The sequence below is a fragment of the Neoaquamicrobium sediminum genome, assembly GCF_040970315.1.
Taxonomy (GTDB): Bacteria; Pseudomonadota; Alphaproteobacteria; order Rhizobiales; family Rhizobiaceae; genus Aerobium; species Aerobium sediminum.
The window spans coordinates 695,064-714,525 of sequence record NZ_JAZHFV010000002.1 but is presented as its reverse complement, the minus strand read 5'-3'; the positions used below and the strand labels follow the sequence as shown (position 1 = coordinate 714,525).

The 19,462-nt window shown below is 62.9% G+C and carries 17 protein-coding genes and 1 tRNA gene; 8 read left to right on the top strand and 10 right to left on the bottom strand.

Annotated features, from left to right (window positions below; translation table 11 throughout):
* Positions 1 to 21: 21 nt before the first annotated feature.
* Genes cysQ through cysD form a run of 3 tightly spaced genes read right to left on the bottom strand, consistent with a single transcriptional unit; the run spans position 22 to position 3,700 of the window.
* Complete coding sequence (gene cysQ / locus V1479_RS08755; protein WP_368802566.1) at positions 22 to 834, bottom strand: 3'(2'),5'-bisphosphate nucleotidase CysQ; 813 nt, start codon at positions 832 to 834, stop codon at positions 22 to 24.
* 29 nt (positions 835 to 863) lie between these two features.
* Positions 864 to 2,771, bottom strand: a complete 1,908-nt coding sequence (cysN, locus tag V1479_RS08750) for a sulfate adenylyltransferase subunit CysN (RefSeq protein ID WP_368802565.1) — start codon at positions 2,769 to 2,771, stop codon at positions 864 to 866.
* A 2-nt stretch (positions 2,772 to 2,773) separates the two neighbouring features.
* Complete coding sequence (cysD, locus tag V1479_RS08745; RefSeq protein WP_368802564.1) at positions 2,774 to 3,700, bottom strand: sulfate adenylyltransferase subunit CysD; 927 nt, start codon at positions 3,698 to 3,700, stop codon at positions 2,774 to 2,776.
* 270 nt (positions 3,701 to 3,970) lie between these two features.
* On the opposite strand from cysD, the gene V1479_RS08740 reads away from it, so the two are divergent.
* Both V1479_RS08740 and V1479_RS08735 read left to right on the top strand, forming a co-directional pair.
* Positions 3,971 to 4,045, top strand: a tRNA-Gln gene (locus tag V1479_RS08740).
* A 119-nt stretch (positions 4,046 to 4,164) separates the two neighbouring features.
* On the top strand, positions 4,165 to 5,283 hold the full coding sequence (locus V1479_RS08735) for a DegT/DnrJ/EryC1/StrS family aminotransferase (RefSeq protein WP_368802563.1): 1,119 nt from the start codon (positions 4,165 to 4,167) through the stop codon (positions 5,281 to 5,283).
* Between the two features lie 76 nt (positions 5,284 to 5,359).
* On the opposite strand, the gene V1479_RS08730 is transcribed toward V1479_RS08735, so the two are convergent.
* Positions 5,360 to 5,950 carry a biotin transporter BioY gene (locus V1479_RS08730; protein ID WP_368802562.1) on the bottom strand — a complete coding sequence of 197 codons (591 nt, stop codon included), beginning with the start codon at positions 5,948 to 5,950 and terminating at the stop codon, positions 5,360 to 5,362.
* 122 nt (positions 5,951 to 6,072) lie between these two features.
* Here V1479_RS08730 and V1479_RS08725 point away from each other — a divergent pair, with 122 nt between their 5' ends.
* On the top strand, positions 6,073 to 6,978 hold the full coding sequence (locus V1479_RS08725) for an MBL fold metallo-hydrolase (protein WP_368802561.1): 906 nt from the start codon (positions 6,073 to 6,075) through the stop codon (positions 6,976 to 6,978).
* Here the strand turns inward: V1479_RS08725 and V1479_RS08720 are convergent.
* Entirely contained in the window at positions 6,949 to 7,773 is an 825-nt protein-coding gene (locus V1479_RS08720; protein WP_368802560.1) for a DUF1499 domain-containing protein, read from the bottom strand. The two genes, V1479_RS08725 and V1479_RS08720, sit on opposite strands and share 30 nt — an antisense overlap.
* A 35-nt stretch (positions 7,774 to 7,808) precedes the next feature.
* Positions 7,809 to 9,377, bottom strand: coding sequence for an MFS transporter (locus V1479_RS08715; RefSeq protein ID WP_368802559.1), 1,569 nt, complete (start codon positions 9,375 to 9,377; stop codon positions 7,809 to 7,811).
* 142 nt (positions 9,378 to 9,519) lie between these two features.
* Here V1479_RS08715 and V1479_RS08710 point away from each other — a divergent pair, with 142 nt between their 5' ends.
* On the top strand, positions 9,520 to 10,194 hold the full coding sequence (locus V1479_RS08710; RefSeq protein WP_368802558.1) for a winged helix-turn-helix transcriptional regulator: 675 nt from the start codon (positions 9,520 to 9,522) through the stop codon (positions 10,192 to 10,194).
* A gap of 18 nt (positions 10,195 to 10,212) precedes the next feature.
* On the opposite strand, the gene V1479_RS08705 is transcribed toward V1479_RS08710, so the two are convergent.
* Complete coding sequence (locus tag V1479_RS08705; protein WP_368802557.1) at positions 10,213 to 11,841, bottom strand: fatty-acid--CoA ligase; 1,629 nt, start codon at positions 11,839 to 11,841, stop codon at positions 10,213 to 10,215.
* 250 nt (positions 11,842 to 12,091) lie between these two features.
* Between V1479_RS08705 and V1479_RS08700 the strand changes: the two genes are divergently transcribed.
* The 3 genes from V1479_RS08700 (at position 12,092) to V1479_RS08690 (ending at position 14,434) form a co-directional block, all read left to right on the top strand.
* A complete protein-coding gene (locus V1479_RS08700; RefSeq protein WP_173190168.1) occupies positions 12,092 to 12,481 on the top strand; it encodes a hypothetical protein in 390 nt (129 codons plus the stop codon).
* Between the two features lie 108 nt (positions 12,482 to 12,589).
* Entirely contained in the window at positions 12,590 to 13,984 is a 1,395-nt protein-coding gene (locus tag V1479_RS08695; RefSeq protein ID WP_376769190.1) for an aminotransferase, read from the top strand.
* Between the two features lie 69 nt (positions 13,985 to 14,053).
* The gene (locus V1479_RS08690; RefSeq protein ID WP_368802556.1) at positions 14,054 to 14,434 is read left to right on the top strand and encodes a DUF427 domain-containing protein; all 381 of its coding nucleotides are present in this window, start codon (positions 14,054 to 14,056) and stop codon (positions 14,432 to 14,434) included.
* A gap of 3 nt (positions 14,435 to 14,437) precedes the next feature.
* Here the strand turns inward: V1479_RS08690 and V1479_RS08685 are convergent, their stop codons facing one another.
* Positions 14,438 to 14,923 (bottom strand): peroxiredoxin, encoded by a 486-nt coding sequence (locus tag V1479_RS08685; protein ID WP_173190164.1) that lies wholly within the window; start codon positions 14,921 to 14,923, stop codon positions 14,438 to 14,440.
* 81 nt (positions 14,924 to 15,004) lie between these two features.
* A complete protein-coding gene (locus tag V1479_RS08680; protein WP_368802555.1) occupies positions 15,005 to 15,802 on the bottom strand; it encodes a protein-disulfide reductase DsbD domain-containing protein in 798 nt (265 codons plus the stop codon).
* 143 nt (positions 15,803 to 15,945) lie between these two features.
* Here V1479_RS08680 and V1479_RS08675 point away from each other — a divergent pair, with 143 nt between their 5' ends.
* The gene (locus tag V1479_RS08675) at positions 15,946 to 16,551 is read left to right on the top strand and encodes a YqgE/AlgH family protein (protein ID WP_368802554.1); all 606 of its coding nucleotides are present in this window, start codon (positions 15,946 to 15,948) and stop codon (positions 16,549 to 16,551) included.
* Between the two features lie 48 nt (positions 16,552 to 16,599).
* Here V1479_RS08675 and V1479_RS08670 read toward each other — a convergent pair whose 3' ends face one another.
* On the bottom strand, positions 16,600 to 19,425 hold the full coding sequence (locus V1479_RS08670) for an EAL domain-containing protein (RefSeq protein WP_368802553.1): 2,826 nt from the start codon (positions 19,423 to 19,425) through the stop codon (positions 16,600 to 16,602).
* Positions 19,426 to 19,462 lie beyond the last annotated feature (37 nt).

The window sequence follows — 19,462 nt, the reverse complement described above, 5'->3', positions numbered from 1 at the left end:
GGCCGTTATGGTCGCCGCAGCCTAATCGCGCGGCAGCCGGCCTTCGGCAACGAAATGCGGATTCGCGAAAGGTGCGTCGCCTTCCGCTGTGCCCGCACCATAACGAAACGGCTTGCCGTCCAGAGTGCGGGTCATGCCGCCTGCTGCGCGTAGCACCGCGTCGCCTGCCGCGGTGTCCCACTGCATCGTACGCCCGAGGCGCGGGTACAGATCGGCCTCGCCGCAGGCGAGCAGGCAGAATTTCAGCGACGATCCGACGGACACGCGCAGCGCGGGCTCGTAGCGGCCGATGAAGGCATCGGTATCCGGCGTGTTGTGGGAGCGACTTGCAACGACGGTCAGCGGCGCGCAGCCATCGCGCACGACGATCGCGCGACGGTCCAGCGGGCCATGATCCGCGTCGGTCTTTATCATCGAGGCCGACCCCGGATAGCCCGAGTAAAGCTCCCTCCGCGCCGGCGCGTAGACCACGCCGATGACAGGCGTGCCGTCACGCACCAGCGCAATGTTGACGGTGAAGTCGCCATTGCCGCTGACGAATTCCCGCGTGCCGTCCAGCGGATCTACGAGAAAGAAGACACTGCCGACAGAATCGGGCGCGTGCCCCTCGGCGGCCTCCTCTTCGGCAACGACAGGAATGCCGGGAAAGCTCTCGCGCAGTCCTTTGAGGATGATTGCCTCGGCGTCCCGATCGGCTTCGGTCACCGGCGAGCAATCGGATTTCTCCTCGGCGGCAAAGCCACGGTCGCAAATTTCCATGATCCGCCGCCCCGCCGCCAATGCGAGGGGTTCAAGAACGGCATTCACGGCTCTGTCGTCAGGGAATATCTGCATGGCCATCGCGATACAGCGTCGGCGCACCGTCAGCAATAGCCGCGCTGGCGCAACCAATTTTCCAGTTCGTCGGCCATCTCCTCTGGCGCGCGTCCGGCGGTCTCCAGATGAACATCCGCATTCTCCGGTGCCTCGTAAGGGGAATCGACGCCCGTGAAGTTGGCGATCTCACCCTTCAGCGCGCGCGCATAGAGCCCCTTCGGGTCGCGCCGCGCGCACTCCTCGAACGGCGTGTCCACAAACACCTCGACGAATTCGCCGTCGCTCATCAGCTCGCGGGCCATCCGGCGTTCGGCACGGAAGGGCGAGATGAAGGAGACGAGTACGATCAGACCCGCATCGGCCATCAGGCGCGCCACCTCGGCCACCCGGCGAATGTTCTCCACGCGATCTTCCTCGGTGAAGCCGAGGTCGCGGTTGAGGCCGTGGCGCACATTGTCGCCATCGAGAATGTAGGTGTGACGCCCGGAGGCGTGCAGCTTCTTTTCAAGCAGGTTCGCGATGGTCGACTTGCCGGAGCCCGACAGGCCTGTGAACCACAGCACCGCTGGCTTCTGATGTTTCAGGCCGGCGCGGGCCTTCTTGTTCACATCCAGCGCCTGCCAGTGAATGTTGGCCGCCCTGCGCAACGGATGCAGGATCATGCCCGCACCGACCGTTGTGTTGGTGATGCGGTCGATAAGCACAAATGCGCCGGTCGTCCGGTCGTCGGCAAACTTGTCGAACACAAGGGGCGATTGCACCGAGATGTTGCAAACACCGACTTCGTTCATCTCCAGCGATTTCGCCGCTTCATGGGAGAAGTTATTGATATTCGTGCGATACTTAAGTTCCGTAACGGTAGCGCCGACCTGGTCTGTCTCGGTTCTCAACAGATAGGACCGTCCGGGAATCAGAGCGTGCTCATCGAACCAGACAAGGTTGGCCGCGAACTGGTCGGCCACCTGCGGGCGCGCATCCGGCGCGACCAGCATGTTGCCGCGCGATACTTCGACCTCGTCGTCGAGGACCAGCGTCACAGCCTGCCCTTCGCGCGCGACGGAAATATCTCCATCGGCCGTCACGATGCGGCTCACGCGCGCGGTCTTGCCGGACTTGGCAATGACAACCTCTTCGCCCTGCCGCACAGTCCCGGAAGCGATGGTCCCCACGAAACCGCGGAAATCAAGATTGGGTCGGTTCACATACTGGACGGGGAAGCGGAATGGCCGCTGCGCCTTGTCCTCATCGACCTTCACCGTTTCCAGATGCTCGATCATCGTAGGCCCGCGATACCAGGCCGTCCTGTCGGAGCGCGTCACGACGTTTTCGCCATAGCGCGCGGAAACGGGGATCGGCACGACGGAGGCGAACCCGAGATCGGTCGCAAACGCGCTATAGTCCTCAACAATGCCGTCGAAGACCGCCTGATCGTGATCGACGAGGTCGATCTTGTTCACCGCCAGCAAAATGTGACGAATGCCAAGGAGCGAGGCGATGAACGAGTGGCGGCGCGTCTGCGGCAGCACGCCCTTGCGCGCATCGATCAGCACGATGGCGAGATCGGCCGTCGACGCACCGGTCGCCATGTTGCGGGTGTACTGCTCATGTCCCGGCGCATCGGCGACGATGAACTTGCGACTGGGCGTCGAAAAGAACCGGTAGGCGACATCGATCGTTATGCCCTGCTCGCGCTCGGCCTCCAGGCCGTCGACCAGCAGCGCGAAATCGATCTCGTCGCCGGTGGTGCCGTGCTTCTTGGAATCGCGTTCGAGTGTGGCAAGCTGATCCTCGAAGATCAGCCTGGTGTCGTAAAGCAGCCTGCCGATCAGCGTCGACTTGCCGTCGTCCACGGAACCGCAGGTCAGGAAGCGAAGCATCGACTTCTGCTCCTGCTCCGCGAGGTAGTCCCGGATATCGCTCGAAGCGGGCGAGCTCTCAGCCACATTCTGGAGCATGATCAAAAATACCCTTCCCGCTTCTTCTTCTCCATCGAACCCGCCTCGTCACGGTCGATGAGACGCCCCTGGCGTTCGGAGGTGCGTGCCGTCAGCATTTCGGAGACGATCCCCTCGAGCGTATCGGCATCGGATTCGATCGCGCCGGTGAGCGGGTAGCAACCAAGCGTGCGGAAACGCACGAGACGCTCACTGACCACTTCGCCAGGCTGCAGCTTCAGCCTGTCATCGTCGACCATGATCAACATGCCGTCGCGCTCGACCACCGGCCGTTTCGCGGCGAAATAGAGCGGCACGATCGGGATGCTCTCCTGCAGAATGTACTGCCAGATATCGAGCTCGGTCCAATTGGAGAGCGGAAAGACCCGGATCGATTCGCCCTGGTTGATCCGCGTGTTGTAGATCTTCCACATTTCCGGGCGCTGGTTCTTGGGGTCCCAGCCGTGCTTGTCGTCTCGGAAAGAGAAGATACGCTCCTTGGCGCGCGATTTTTCCTCATCACGCCGGGCACCGCCGAAAGCGGCGTCGAAACCGTATTTGTCGAGCGCCTGGCGCAGCCCCTGCGTCTTCATCACATGGGTATGGACGTTGGAGCCGCTGTCGATCGGGTTGATGCCCTGCTCAACGCCCTCCTGATTGATATGAACCAGCAGGTCGAGGCCGTGCGTCGCCGCCATCTTATCACGGAAGGCGATCATCTCGCGGAACTTCCAGGTGGTGTCGACATGCAGGAACGGGAACGGAGGCTTCGCCGGATAGAACGCCTTCATCGCAAGGTGAAGCAGCACGGACGAATCCTTGCCAACCGAATAGAGCATCACCGGGCGGGCGAATGTGGCCGCCACCTCCCGGAAGATGTGGATCGCCTCGGCCTCCAGTCGATCAAGATGGGTGAGTGTCGGAAGCTTTGCTGAGGAACTTTGTGTCATAATCGATCGGTAACCGCCTGATGGAGTGCCGCAAGCGTCGGCGGCATCATGCCTTCCCTTCTGGCTCGGCGCGAAACTACCGCATAGTGCGCAAGGAAGACAAAATTAGGTTTTCAAATTTGCGCCGAACATCAAAAATACCCCTACCCTTCGGCCCTGGTCCTTGCACGTTTTTTCCTGTTGCCGGCTTGCGCCATGTTCTGTGCTGTTCGCATCAAGATGAGGCTTTACGGCGTCGGGCGCACGCGATATTGAACGGCCCGGCCGCGTTGGGGCGTAGCCAAGCGGTAAGGCAGCGGTTTTTGGTACCGCCATTCCCTGGTTCGAATCCAGGCGCCCCAGCCATCAACGCTTGGCGATCTGGCGACAAAAGACGCTTCACCGCCACGCTTTCGGTCTCCCCTCAACTCTGCTAACAGCGTCACCGCAAGGCAGGCGGGCCGCATCACAGTGAACGGGAAGACATGCAATTCATCGATCTGGGCGCTCAACGGGAGCGCATTCGCGACAAGCTTAAAGCGGCGATCGACAATGTCGTCGAAGACGGCCGATACATACTCGGGCCGCAGGTAGCCGAATTCGAGAAGGCGCTGGCAAACTATGTCGGCGTCAAGCACGTGGTTGCCTGCGCCAACGGCACCGACGCGCTGCTGCTGCCCCTGATGGCGTACGGGGTCGGTCCCGGCGACGCCGTTTTCTGCCCCTCCTTCACCTTTGCTGCCACGGCTGAAGTTGTCGCGCTCAGGCAGGCCGAGCCGGTCTTCGTCGAGATCGATCCGGACACCTACAACATCGACCCCGCCAGCCTTGAGGCCGCTATCGAGATGATCAAGGCCGAAGGTCGGCTCACGCCGCGCGCCATCATCCCCGTCGATCTCTTCGGCCTCGCCGCCGACTATTCCGCGATCACCGCGATCGCCGAGCGCCACGGGCTGGCCGTCATCGAAGACGCGGCCCAGGCAATCGGTGGCAAGTTCGGCAACGGCATGTGCGGCGGGTTCGGCCAGGTCGGCTCCACCAGCTTCTACCCCGCAAAGCCGCTAGGCTGCTACGGCGACGGCGGAGCGATGTTCACCAACGACGACGAGATGGCTGAGAAGCTGCGCTCGCTGGCCTTTCACGGCAAGGGCGAGACGCAGTACGACAACGTCCATGTCGGCATCAATTCGCGTCTCGACACGCTGCAGGCCGCCATTCTCATCGAGAAACTCGCCATCCTCGAAGACGAGATGGAGAAGCGCCAGGCGGTCGCGCGGCGCTACAAGGAGGGCTTGCAGGGCGTCGTCAAGGTTCCGGAAATTCCAGCCGGCAGCCGTTCGGCCTGGGCGCAGTATGCCATCGAAACCCTGCGTCGGGACGAGCTGAAAGCTCATCTGCAGGCCCAGGGCATCCCGTCGGTAATCTACTACGTCAAGCCGCTGCACCAGCAGGTGGCGTATTCTCAGTACCAGACCACGCCGGGCGGGCTTGCGCTCTCGGAAGAACTGCCGTCACGAATCCTGTGCCTGCCGATGCATCCCTACCTCTCAACAGAGGATCAGGACCGGATCATCGCAACCATCGTGGACTTCATCGGTCACTGAGGCCGCACACAGCCAAACGAAAAAGGGCCGGTCGATCGACCGGCCCTTCTTTTTTCTTGAGATGTCTCAAGCGCCTTTAGCTGCGAGCAAACAGCGCCCATACGGCCGGCACGATTGCCGCGGCGAGAGCAACCTTGATCAGGTCCGGCAGGATGAACGGCGCGACGCCGAACTGCCAGGATGCCGCCGCACCGATGATGCCGGCAAGCCAGGCGAAGCCCATTGCCATCATGACGACCTCGGCAGCAAGCATGGCGCCGAAGAGCTTGAAGGGGTTGCGATCCCAGCCGCGATCGGCGGCCCAGCCGACGATTGCCGCCATGACGACGAAGCCGGCGAGGAAGCCGCCGGTGGTGCCCATCATGTAGGCGATGCCGATTCCCTTCTCGGGAGTCGACTGGAAGACAGGGAAGCCCATGGCGCCCTCGGCCATGTAGAGCAGCAGCGTCGCGACGCCGAGCCGCAGGCCGAAGGTTGCGGCAATGCCGAGCACGGCAAGCGTCTGCAGCGACATGTCGACCGGGCCGAGCACCACCTTGGTCTTTGCAGAAAGGGTGAGCAGCAGCGTGCCGGCTATTGCCAGGAAGGCGAGCGCGGCATAACGCGCAACGCCCTTTTCGGGCAATGCGAGCGAAACCAGCGGACGAGAGAGGATTGCGGCGGACATGTCGTTCTCCATCAGAGTTTCGGCGGGCAAGCGGCCCGTTGCGATGGTTCCCCTATATGGTCTTACATGATATGCGGCAACTCGTTTCGCCTGCCCCTTCCACATCGCTACGGCAACTCTCCATGGCCCTCGATTTTGATACAAAGTTCGAACCCGCCTATGGCGAGGCGGTCGAGGTCGCGCCCGGTGTGGCGCGAATCACGGTCAACAATCCGAGCGCCTTCACCTTTCACGGCACCAACAGCTATCTGGTTGGACAAGACACGCTCGCCGTCATCGATCCCGGACCGGAAGACGACGCGCATCTCGCCGCTCTCATAGGCGCGATTGCAGGCAGGCCGGTGAGTCATATCTTCGTCAGCCACACGCACGTCGATCATTCGCCACTGACACGGCGGCTGGCGGAGCGAACCGGCGCGACCGTGTTGGCCGAAGGACCGCACCGCCCGGCAAGGCCGTTGCGCATCGGCGAGATTAATCCGCTGGACGCCAGCGGCGATACCGATTTCTTGCCGGATGTCACACTGGCCGATGACCAGCTGGTCGAGGGTGACGGCTGGGCGCTGCGCGCAATCCACACGCCCGGCCACACCGCCAACCACGTCTCCTTCGCCCTGGAGGGCACCGGCACGCTGTTTTCGGCCGATCATGTGATGGCCTGGTCGACATCCATCGTCGCGCCGCCCGATGGCGCGATGTCCGATTATATGGCTTCGCTCGACCGGCTTCTGGTGCGCGACGATCGACTTTTCCTGCCGGGCCATGGCGGGCCGGTGACCCAGCCTGCCGCCTTCATGCGGGGGCTGAAAGCACATCGCAAGATGCGTGAGCGGGCCATCATCGAGCGGCTTCGCGGCGGCGACCGCACCATTCCCGAGATGGTCGCAGCCATTTACCGCGACACGGATCCGCGTCTCTACGGTGCAGCCGGCCTGTCGGTACTGGCGCATCTGGAAGACCTTGTCGGCCGCGGCATCGCCGCGGCAGAAGGTGAGCCGTCAATCGACGGGGTCTTCTTCCTCGTCTGAGGCCGGAATATCGATGATCTCCAGCGACTGCCGCGCGAACTCGGCGTCCAGGTCGGACATGAAGGCGCGGATACGTCGGGCATTATCGCCCAGGTCGTGCTTGGCGTAGCGGGTGTTCAGACGCATGTCGACGAAGGTCGACGCGCCCTCGTCCGTCAGTCGCAGCACCGCATCGGCCGGGAAGCGGACCAGCAGCGTCGGCGCTTCCAGTTCGATGGAAACTTCCCCGTGCTCGGCCTCCAGGGGCAAGCGCGCATAGGGTTTCCAGCCTCGCGCAGCAATCACCGCTGCTGCGGCATTCATGACCCTGCTCATCGAGGCGTCGTAACGGCGCCCGCTCACATCCGGATAATGTTCGGTCTGCAACGCGGCGGCCTCGCGCGTGATCGGCACGATGGCGTTCATGGCGCCGCTGCGGCGCGCAGACGCCAGAACGAATTGCGGCGGCTCGACGAGGTCGGTCGAGATGTCGTTCAGCACGGGATAACGCAGTACGAAATAAGCGCCGGCCGCGTAGGGGGCGAGCACGATCGCCGCGAGAACGGTTGCGGCAAGCGACGCTTTGCCGGCCTTTTCGCCATACAGCCAAAGCCGCCAGAAACCGCCGGCGGCAAGCCCCAGCGCCAGGAGTGCCAGTCCGGCCACAAGCGCCAGAATCCAGAAATACGCGACGGTCTCGACCATCCCGTAACGATGGCCGACACCGGCAACGATCAAAAGCACGAGCGAAAAGCCGGCAATCCTCCTCGCTCGCTGCGCCATCGGCGAAACCCGCCGTTCCGGTCCTGTCGCCATCCGTGCCTTGCCATGCCTGAGACTGTTCGAGCCTCTTACCGGCTTGCTATCGGAGCGTCAAAGGGACCTCCTCCGGGAGTTGACTGCCGTCCGATAACCAGAAACGTGGCGGCAGCCGTCCCAAGAGCGATGGCAGCGCTCGCCAGTGCCGCCATCTGGAAGCCGTTGCCGAAAGCAGACTGCGCAGCCGCGACCAGAGCAGCGCCCTGCGCGGTCGGCAATTCCGCCGCAAGCGAAGACACGCGACCAAGCGCTTCGCCTGCTTCGGCTAGCGCGGTGTCGGAAACGACACCTTGAATGCTGCTCTTCAGGTCTAGTCGATAGAGCGCTGAAGCGAGGCTACCCAGGAGTGCGATACCCAGCGCGCCGCCAAGCTCCGTGCTGGTTTCGGCGATGCCGGCGGCCGAGCCTGCACGCTCCGGCGGGGCAGCCGAGACGATCAGGTCGGTCGTCAGCGTGAACACCGGCGCTAGACCGAACGAAAAGATGACATAGCCCGCAACGACCCGCGCGAGGTCCGGATCGTCGCCGATGCCGAGCATCAGGAAGCCCCCCGCAGCAACCGTCAAGGCCAGGGCAACCAGCCTGGGCGGGGAGACAAGGCGGGTCATCGGCGGCGTCAGCAGCGCACCGGTCACGAAGGCGATGCCGGAAGGCGCCGACCACAGCCCCGCCTCCAAGGGAGAAAGCCCCAATGCGAGCTGGAGATATTGCGCGATCAGCAGAAACGAGCCGAAGGCTATGAAAAAACCGAAGATGTTGACCGTCAGCGCCGTGCTGAATGCCGGTCGCCGGAAGAGTGCCAGGTCGATGAGTGGATCGGCCAGACGTTTCTGCCGACGCACGAAGAGGGCCGCCACCAGCACGCCCACAACCAACGCCGCACCGACGGCGAGGCTGGGACCGGAATGTGCAAAGAGCTTGATTCCATAGACCAGTGACAGGACGGCCACTATCGACAAGGCGGCGCTCACGAAGTCCGGCCAGGGCGCATCGGCTTCACGTGCTTCGGGAAGCAGCCACGGCCCCACCGCCAGCAACAGCACCATGATCGGCACGTTGAGCAGGAAAACGGCGCCCCACCAGTAATATTCAAGCACCACGCCGCCCAGCACCGGCCCGATCGCGGCGCCCGACGAAAAGCTTGCGATCCAAACACCGATCGCAAAGGTGCGCTGCGCGGGATCGCGAAACATGTTTGTCACAAGCGACAGGGTCGAAGGCGCAAGCGTTGCCGCTGCCAGCCCTAAAAGCGCCCGGGCCGCGATCAGCATCCATACTGTGGTCGAGAACGCAGCGACGATCGATGCAAGACCGAAAGCGGCAGCACCTATCATCAGCAGACGCCGACGCCCGACGCGGTCTCCGAGGACGCCCATGGGAAGCAGCGCGCCAGCCAGCACAAAGCCGTAGATGTCGACGATCCATAGGAGTTCGACCGCGCTCGGTCCGAGATCTGCCGTGAGCTTGGGAACCGCAAGGTTGAGCACCGTCAAATCCATGGAATAGAGGATGCAGGGAATCGCAAGCACCGCCAGCCCCGTCCATTCCTTGACGGTTGCGCGGGGTGTCGCGGTTGATTGCATTGCCGCGGTGGTGGTCATGAATAGCTCCGGTTTTCCAACGCCGCTAGGCGGCTGAGGTTTTGCCTTTTCGTTTCTCGGCTTCATGTGGGCCGGATAACGTAGTATGCTATTATAATCTGATGGTATTATTTTGCTACTGACAAATACGAAAAAGAGACATATGGCTGGAAAGCGGAGTTACGACGATGGCTGCGCCGCAGCGTTTGCGCTGGATCTGATCGGCGAGCGCTGGGCTTTGCTGGTGGTTCGCGAGCTGATGTTCGGGCCGAAGCGCTTCTCCGACCTGAAGGCCGACCTGCGCACGATCACGCCCAACGTCCTGACACAGCGGCTGGAAGACCTGGAGGTGGCAGGGATCATCACCCGGCGCCGTCTCCCGCCGCCGGCAGCATCATCCGTCTACGAACTTACCCCTTGGGGTCGCGCGCTGGAGCCGGTCTTGGTCGAGCTCGGGCGGTGGGGCGCACAGTCGCCTGCCCTGCCACAGGGCAGGCCGATCAGCGCGGCATCGGTGGTGCTTTCGCTCCGAACACTGTTCGACCCGACGATTGCGGGCGACGCCGCGTTACGGCTATCGCTCGTTCTCGACGGCATGCCGTTCAGCGCTCGGGTATGTGACGGAGAATTCGAAGTCGCAGCGCATCAGCACGACGACAATGCCGACGCCGAAGTGGTAACCGAGGCCTCGACACTGGACTCGCTGCTTTTCAACAGTGCCGATCTGGATCGCGCCATCGCCGAAAAGGATTTTCGGCTCACCGGCGACCGTGGGGCTTTCGAACGCTTCCTGTCATGGTTCCCGCTGCCGGTCGAAGATAACACGGCAGCGGGGTAAAGTTCGCGGGCGAAGGCCTCAGGCTGTCGGCAGCTCGTAGGTTTCGAACTGCTTGCGCAGCGTCGTCTTCTGGATCTTGCCGGTGGCGGTATGGGGAATCTCGTCGACGAAGACCACGTCGTCCGGCATCCACCATTTGGCGATCTTCCCTTCCATGAAGCCGAGAAGCTCGTCCTTGGACGGTTCCTTGCCGGGTTTGCGCACGACGACGAGCAGCGGCCGTTCATCCCATTTCGGATGCGCGATACCGATAACAGCGGCCTCGGCGACGTCAGGATGCCCGACCGCAAGGTTTTCCAGGTCGATGGTCGAGATCCACTCGCCGCCGGACTTGATCACGTCCTTGGCCCGGTCGGTGATCTGCATGTAGCCCTGCGGGTCGATGTGGGCGACATCGCCCGTGTCGAACCAGCCTTCATCATCGAACTGCTCGGTGCCGGCTCCGCCGTAATAGGCGCGGGCAACGGCCGGCCCTCGCACCTTCAGCCTGCCGAAGGTCTTTCCATCCCAAGGCTGGTCATGGTTTTCGTCGTCGGTGACCTTCATCTCCACGCCGAAGGGCGCGAAGCCCTGCTTCTGCTGTATGTCGAGCTTGGCGTCGCCTTCCAGTTCCAGATATTCCGGCTTGATCGTGGCCAGCGTGCCGAGCGGGGACATTTCGGTCATGCCCCATGCGTGGATGACCTCGACGTCGTAGTTCTCTTGGAACTTCTTGGTCATGGCGCGCGGGCAGGCAGATCCACCGATCACCACTTTCTTGAGATGTGGCAGCTTCTTGCCGGTTTCCTCCAGATGCTGCAGCAGCATCAACCACACGGTCGGCACCGCGGCGGTGAAGGTCACCTTCTCAGTGTCCAGCAGTTCGTAGATCGCCTCGCCGTCCATGCGTCCGCCGGGCATGACGAGCTTTGCCCCGCACATCGGCGCGCTCTGTGCGAGCCCCCACGCATTGGCGTGGAACATAGGCACCACCGGCAGCACGGTGTCGCGCGAGGAAAGCCCCATCGCATCAGGCACAAGGGCGATCATGGCGTGAAGCACGTTCGAACGATGCGAATAGACAACGCCCTTCGGATCGCCGGTCGTGCCCGACGTATAGCACATGCCGCAGGCGGCCGTTTCCTCAAGCTGCTTCCAACGGAAGTCGCCGTCCGCGTCGGCTAGCCATTCCTCATAGGCTATCGCGTTCGGGAGTGAGGTCTGCGGCATGTTCGCCTTGTCGGTGAAGACGATCACGCGCTTCACGGACGGCACCTGCGGGACGATCTTCTCGGCCAGCGGCACGAAGGTCAGGTCGACGAACAGCGCCTTGTCCTCGGCATGGTTCATGATCCATGCGATCTGTTCGGGGAAAAGCCTCGGATTGAGCGTGTGGTAGACACCGCCAACACCCATGATGCCGTACCAGGCCTCCAGATGCCGCCCGGTATTCCAGGCCAGCGTGGCGATCCGGTCTCCGGCGGCAAAGCCCTCGCGTTCGAGAAGCTGTGCCGCCTTCAGCGCGCGCTGGCGTGTCTCGGCATAGGTCGTGCGCACGATCGGCCCCTCGACCGAGCGCGAAACGATCTCGCGCGCGCCGTGCTGCGTTGCCGCGTGGTCCAGTATCTTGTGGCAGAGCAGCGGCCAATCCTGCATCAATCCATGCATCGCGTTCCTCCTCCTTTTTTGGCTGTCGGCAGTCTTCGCCGGAACACGCGGCTTGTCCAGTCTCCCGCCTTCGAAATTCACCCTGGCATGTGGTTGGCGGCGGCAAATCCGGGAAACCGGAAGGGTGCTTCAACCCCTCGATTCCAAGGTCGTCCGGGCATCCTCGGACCGTTCGCCACAAAGCCGCCATCTTTGCGACCGAACCGTTAATGCGGGGCGGTAAGGGATTCAGTGTCGTAAGAGGCGTCCCATGAATATGTCAGTTGCGGAAACTACTCCTCCGCCCCTTCAGCCCCCTCCCCCGCCCGCCGTCATAGCATCGCTCGAAGCCGTCGAGATCGAGCTGGAGCTCGGCCGCAAGGAGATCGGCGAGGAACAGTACGAGACGACGATCCGCGAAACGGTCGAGGCCGTCGGCGGCGTGCTCCTGTTCCAGATGAAGATCGAGAAGGAAGGTGTCGGCCACTGGGTGGCGGCGATCGCGCTCGAAAGTGCCGAAGGCCGCGAGATCGCGATCATCGACCTGCCATGCAGCGGGGAAAGCGCCAGTGTCATCCCGGCATCCGAGAGCGACCTGCCGATTGCACGAATTGCGGCCGCCTATGCGAGCCTCGCGGACTGCTGGGCGACCGCCGCCTGAAACATCGCCGGGATGGTCCAGCATCCACGGCGATGTGAACCAGCTTCCGCGCGACCTTACGCGACCATCCGTTAGCAGGTAGGTTTGGTCTCCACCAAGGAGGCCATGATGACCCAGCCGATCCCGCTCACCAATCTTCAGGCACGCGACATTGCGTCCGTGCTGCATCCATACACGCCGATCCACAAGCTCGGTGAGATGGGGCCATTGGTGATCGAGCGCGGCGAAGGTGTCTACGTCTACGACACGCAGGGAAAGCCCTATATCGAAGGCATGTCCGGTCTGTGGTGCGCGGGCCTCGGCTTCGGCGACGAGGAGATGGTGGAGGCCGCCACCGCGCAGCTCCGTTCGCTTCCCTACTATCACCTGTTCGGTGCCAAGGGCACGGAATCGGCGATCGAGCTCGCCGAGAAGCTGAAGGAGATCGCGCCGATGCCGATCTCCAAGGTGTTCTTCACCTCCTCAGGATCGGAGGCCAACGACACCCAGGTGAAGCTTGCCTGGTACATGAACAACGCGCTCGGCAGGCCCGACAAGAAGAAGATCATCTCGCGGATGAAAGCCTACCATGGCGTGACCGTCATGTCGGCATCGCTGACCGGCCTGCCCTATAACCATATGGGCTGGGACCTTCCGGTTGACCGGGTGCTGCATACCGACTGCCCGCACTACTATCGCTTCGGTGCGGAGGGCGAGAGCGAGGCCGAGTTCGTGGCGCGGATCGTAGGCTCGCTGCGCGATCTCATCGAGCGCGAGGGACCGGACACCATCGCGGCGATGATCGCCGAACCCGTCATGGGCGCGGGCGGCGTGATCGTGCCGCCGGCCGGCTACTATCCGGCCATTCAGGAAGTGCTCGACGAGCACGACATCATCCTGATCGACGACGAGGTCATCAACGGTTTCGGACGTACCGGCAACTGGTGGGGTTGCCAGACGCTGGGCATGAAGCCGACGACGATCTCGGCCGCCAAGCAGCTGACGGCCGCCTATGCGCCGCTGGGCGCCGTTATGGTGCCGGAGGATATCTATCAGGCCTATGTGGACCATTCGGCCAAGATCGGCACCTTCGGCCACGGCTTCACCTATGGCGGCCACCCCCTTGGCTGCGCGCTGGGGGTCAAGGCTATCGAGATTTACCAGCGGCGCGACATACTCGGCCACGTCCGCAAGCTTGCTCCGGTTTTCGAGAAGCGCATGCGCAAACTGGCGGACCATCCGCTGGTCGGCGAAGCACGCTATTGCGGGCTTGTCGGCGGCGTGGAGCTGGTAGCCGACAAGGCGACCAGGCGCAGCTTCGACGCCAAGTCCGGCGTCGGCGCGCAATGCGCGCGGTTCTGCGAGGCGCATGGTGCGATCCTGCGCGGGATCGGCGACACCATCGCGCTGTGCCCGCCGATGATCATTACGGAGAGCGAGTTGGAAGAGCTTTTCGACCGGCTGGAAAAGGCCCTCGACGATTGCGAGGCATGGGTCTCGACGCAAGGGTTGCGCGCCAGCTAGCCGGCTAGCCCTTCACATCCCGGCTGGCATTCCTACCTTCAGCTTTGAGAAGCGACGAAGGAGCAAGCCATGCCCAACCCCGCACCCGGTTTCCAGCGTCGACCGGACCATCGGATCGTTGTCGACCCCTACATGGGCACGGTAACGGTTCGCTTCGGCGACACGGTGATCGCATCATCCGAACGGGCACTAGAGCTGCGCGAAGGCAGCTATCCGCCGGTCCTCTATCTTCCCCTGGAAGACATCTATCTCGAGCATTTCGAGAAAAGCGCGACGACAACACACTGCCCGTTCAAGGGCGATGCGACCTACTGGAGCGTGCGCGCCCACGGCGCGGCGGCCGCCGATGTCCTGTGGGTTTACGAAGAGCCCTACGACGAGATGACCGCCATAGCCGGCCACGGCGCCTTCTACCCTGACAAGGTCAGGATCGACGCCGCGAAGCCGTAGCGGTCAGAGCTGCTCCAGGATCACCGCGGCGCCCGACGTGACGGCGCTGCCGGGAGAATCCTCGATGTTCAGCGCGGTGACCGTGCCATCTTCGACGATCATCGAGAAACGCGCCGAACGCAGGCCGAGGCCGCGTGCGGACATGTCGAGATCGAGCCCGGTCGCCTTGGCGAAGTCACCGCTGCCGTCTGCCAGATAGAGCAGCTTGCCCTCGCCGCCGGTGAAGCGGGCCCAGGCCGACATCACGAAGGCGTCGTTGACGGCTACGACGGCGATAGTGTCGACGCCGCGCGCCAGGATCGCATCGTAATTCTCGAGATAGCCGGGCAGATGGTTGTTGGAGCAGGTCGGCGTGAACGCGCCCGGCACGCCGAACAGGACGACCTTCTTGCCGGCGAAGATATCCGCCGTGTTCAGGTCTTTCATCCCGTCTTCGGTCATCGTCTTCAAGCTGACATCGGGCAGTTTCTGTCCAACGGCGATCGTCATCGTGTTTACCTCAGGCAGAGCGGGAGATTGGTTGTTGGTGGGACGAAACGGTTAGCCTTTGCCCAGCGCGAACGCAACAGGTCACGGCAGATCGAGGGTTCCGCTGACCGCGCCCGCGCTGGTGATCAGCGTGTAGGCAAGCTGTTTGTCGCCGCCAGCCTCGTCGCGATCGTGGACGGCTATACTGAAAGTGCGTGATGCAACATCTAGCTCGGCCGTGCCCAGCACCAGCGTTTCGGTTCCGGCCACGAAAAGTTCCAGCGGTTTCACATTCTCTGGCAACTTTGCCTCGACCTGCATCCGATCACCCGACATATCGACCGCTCTGGCCTCAAATCCCGCTCGTGCCGGCCCCGGCATCGCGGCAAATGCCGCAGCGACGGCGGTTATGTCATCTCCGGCATGAGCGTTGGCATTCGGGTCAAGGGTCAGCCGCGCCTGCACCGGCACGCAGATGCTTTCGCAGACGCCGAGAAAGACATCCGCCTCTACCTGTTCGTGTTCCGTATCGTCGGGCAGCGTGAATGTGAGCCCGAGCGAAACCGATTTGTCGTAGCCGGCCCAGATGGAATAACCGTCATCGAACCGCTTGGGCGCCGGGTAGTCTATCTGGACCGGCGTCTCCTTCCCGTCAGCCAGGATCGCGACCGTCGGAGGCACACCCGACTCGCCAGGATCGCGCCAGTAGGTTTTCCAGCCACGATCGAGCCTGATCTCCAGAGCGCCGCGCACCTGCCCGCTGGCATCGGGCGCGCCGCTGGTCACGATGCGTATCGCGCCTCCCTCGACGTCATGCCATTCGCTGGAAGCAGCCTGAGCGTGACCTGCGCCGGCCACGGCAAGGACAAGCAGCGATGCGGAAATGCAGGTGATTTTCATGGGCTGGAACTTGGTACGGTTCCGTCTGTTTCGCAATCGGCGGCGATATGCTCATCATCATAATTGTGTGAGCGAAAAGCCGCAGCCCGATTGCGGGCTCGCGACGTCTTTCAAGCGGCAAGGAAACAGGCTAGCCTTCCATCATGGATATTCCGGGTTCAAAGACGTCGGCGCGGGCCGGCTTCCTAGACGACCAGTTCCTCATCGCCATGCCGGGCATGAAGGACGAGCGCTTCGCGCGCTCGGTTATCTACATCTGCGCGCACAGCGAGGAAGGCGCGATGGGCCTGATCATCAATCAGGTTCAGGAAATGCTGTTCCCGGACCTTCTGGTGCAGCTTGGCGTGCTCGACGAGAAGCAGGCGATCCGCCTGCCGCCGCAGGCGCGTGATCTTGTCATCCGTCATGGTGGACCCGTCGACCGAAGCCGCGGCTTCGTTCTTCACAGCGACGACTACATGGTCGAATCCTCGATGCCGGTGTCGGATGAGATCTGCCTGACGGCGACCGTCGATATCCTGCGCGCCATCTCGGCGGGCAGCGGGCCCCGCCACGCGCTGATGGCGCTGGGTTATTCGGGATGGGGTGCCGGACAGCTGGAGCACGAGATCGCCGAGAATGGCTGGCTCACCTGCCCTGCCAGCATGGACCTGCTGTTCGATCCCGATCTCGACCGCAAATACGATCGGATTCTCGCCTCGCTCGGCATCAACCCCGCGCATCTGAGCATCGACGCCGGCCACGCCTGATCGAAACGCAGGCATATCGGCAGTATTCTCCGTGCGGGCGCTGGCGTATCAGGCCTGCACCAGCGGGAACTGCTCCTTCAGCAGCTTGACCGCCGCGTCGGCCTGCATGGGCGGGCCGAACATATAGCTCTGCACGTATTCGCAACCCATCTGGCGAAGCTCCAGCGCATCGTTTTCGTCAGCAACGCCCTCTGCAACGACCGACAGGCCGAGTTCATGCGCCATATTGACCATCGACCGCAGCAGCACTGCCCGCTTTGGGCTAGCATCGTCGACGAAGCTCTTGTCGATCTTGATCGTGTCGAACGGAAAGCGGGTGAGGTAGGCGAGCGACGAATAGCCGGTGCCGAAATCGTCGAGCGAAAGGCCGATGCCCAACTGCTTGAGCTTGGCCAGGATGTGGGCCGACTGCTCCGGATTGTCCATCACGAGCGACTCGGTCAGTTCCAGCCGAAAGCAGCGCGGCTTGAGATTGGCTCGCGCCACGATGGACCGCACGTCGCTTACGAGATCCCGGCGGATGAGTTGGCGGCTCGACAGATTCACCGAGACTGAAAGCGGCACGTCGCCAACCTGTTTCTGCCACGAAGCGAGATCGTCCGCCGCCTGCTGCATCGCGAACAGGCCAAGTTGCACGATCAGCCCGCAGCTTTCGGCCACTGGAATGAAATCGGACGGTGGAATCGATCCGCGCCGTGGATGCTCCCAGCGCAGCAACGCCTCGAAGCCGGCGATCGATCGGTCTTCCAACCGCACGATCGGCTGGTAGGCAAGTCTCAGCTCCGAGCGCTCGACCGCGCGCCGAAGGTCCGATTCAAGCTGCAGCCGGTCCGTGCCGACGGAGCGGAACGCCGGCCGGAACGGCTCGATGCGGTCGCCGCCGAAGCGCTTGGCCTGATGCATGGCCAGTTCGGCGTCCTTGACCATGTCCTCGGCGCCGGCCTGCGAGGAATTCCACGAAACGAGGCCGATGGAAGCGGCCAGCACGATCTCGCGCTTGGCAAACGTGATCGGCGCATTGATCGCCTGTTTCACCGCATCCGCGACGCCCGCGATACGCGCCGGGTCCTGTTCGGAAAGCAGCATCAGCGCGAACTGGTCGCCGCCGAAGCGGGAGAGCGAATCGCGTGGCTTGAGAAGCCTGTGCAGACGTCTCGCAATCGTCAGCAGGATCGTATCGCCGGCCGAGATGCCAAGCCCGTCATTGACCTGCTTGAAGCGGTCGATGTCGATGACCATCACCGTGGGGCGAACACTCTCCTCGGTTCGCGCGATGGAGATCACCGCTTCCAGCCGGTTGAGAAACAGTTCGCGGCTCGGCAGTCCGGTCAGGTTGTCGTGAACGGCATCGTGTAGGAGGCGCTCTTCCGCCTTCTTCTGCTCGGTCACGTCGACGAGCGTGCCGACGCAACGGATGACCTCGCCGTCGGAGCCGATGACCGGGCGGGCGCGCAGCGTGAACCAATGATAATGGCCGTCGGCGCCGCGCAGCCGGAAGGATTGCGAGACGCGGCCGCGGCGATGTTCGAGTATCACATCAAGCGTCGTACGGAACGTATCGCGATCATCGACATGCAGCGCCGGCAGCCAGTTGCGGGCGGCTCCATGGAGGGTTCCAGGCGCAAGACCGAGCTGCTTGCTGACGTCGGGTTTCGTCACCACGCGGTCGCGCAGCACATCCCAGTCCCAGACGATGTCGCCGGCCCCGGTCACGGCCAGCGCCTGCCGCTCCATGTCGCTGAAAAGCCCCTGATGCAGGGCACCGCCCGCAAAGGCGTGCTGCATGACCGTGAAGCCGATCAGCAGAATGATCAGGATGAGACCGCCACCCAGCGCGGGTTGGACGATGTCGTTGTCCAGCACGCCCGTCACAGCCATCCACGAGCCGACAAGCCATGCAAGGATCATCAGCCAGCTCGGCACCAGCATGATCGCGCGATCATAGCCCTGGAACGACAGATAGGCGATGAGGCCGATACCGGCGACCGCCGTCAGCGCGAAAGAGAAACGCGCCACCCCGGCAGCAATCGACGCGTCGAAGAGCGCCACGCCGGCGAGAGCCAGAAGCGCCATTATCCACGCGACAGCGCCGTAGCTGAAATGCAAATGCCAGCGATTCAAGTTCAGATAGGTGAACAGGAAGACCACGAAGGTGGCCGCCAGCGCTACCTCGGTGCCTGCGCGCCATAGCTGCTCATTGCCGGCTGTAATGTCCAACACCTGATTGAGGAAGCCGAAGTCGATGCAGATATATGCCAGCACCGCCCACGAAAGCGCCGCCGTGGCCGGGAACATCGACGTGCCCTTGACCACGAAAAGGATGGTGAGAAACAAGGCCAGAAGACCGGCGATGCCGATCACGATGCCACGGAACAGCGTGTAGGAGTTGGTGGTGTCCTTGTAGGCTTCCGGCTCCCAGAGATAGACCTGCGGAAGCCGCGGGGACGAGAGTTCAGCGATGAAGGTGACGACCGATCCGGGATTGAGGGTGACGAGAAAAACGTCCGCGTCGCGGCTGGCCTGGCGGTCGAGCGCGAAGCCCTCGCTCGGCGTGATCGCGGCGATGCGGTTCGAACCGAGATCGGGCCAGACCAGACCCGATCCAACCAGCCTGAAATGCGGCGCGACGATCAGCCGGTCGAGCTGCTCGTCAGTCGTGTTGGCGAGGGCGAAGACCGCCCAGTCGCCGCTCGAGCGCTCGTCCAGCGCTTCGACCTCGATGCGCCGCACGATTCCATCGACGCCGGGAGCCGTCGATACCTGAAAATTCTCGCCCTGATCGCGGTAGATCTCGACGGCGCGCGACAGGTCGAGCGCGACATCCTCACGCGAAATCTTGATCGGCTCGATCGCGGAAGCGGGAAATGCCAGCATCGCAAATACCAGCGCCAGAAAGGCGCATGCGAGCCGT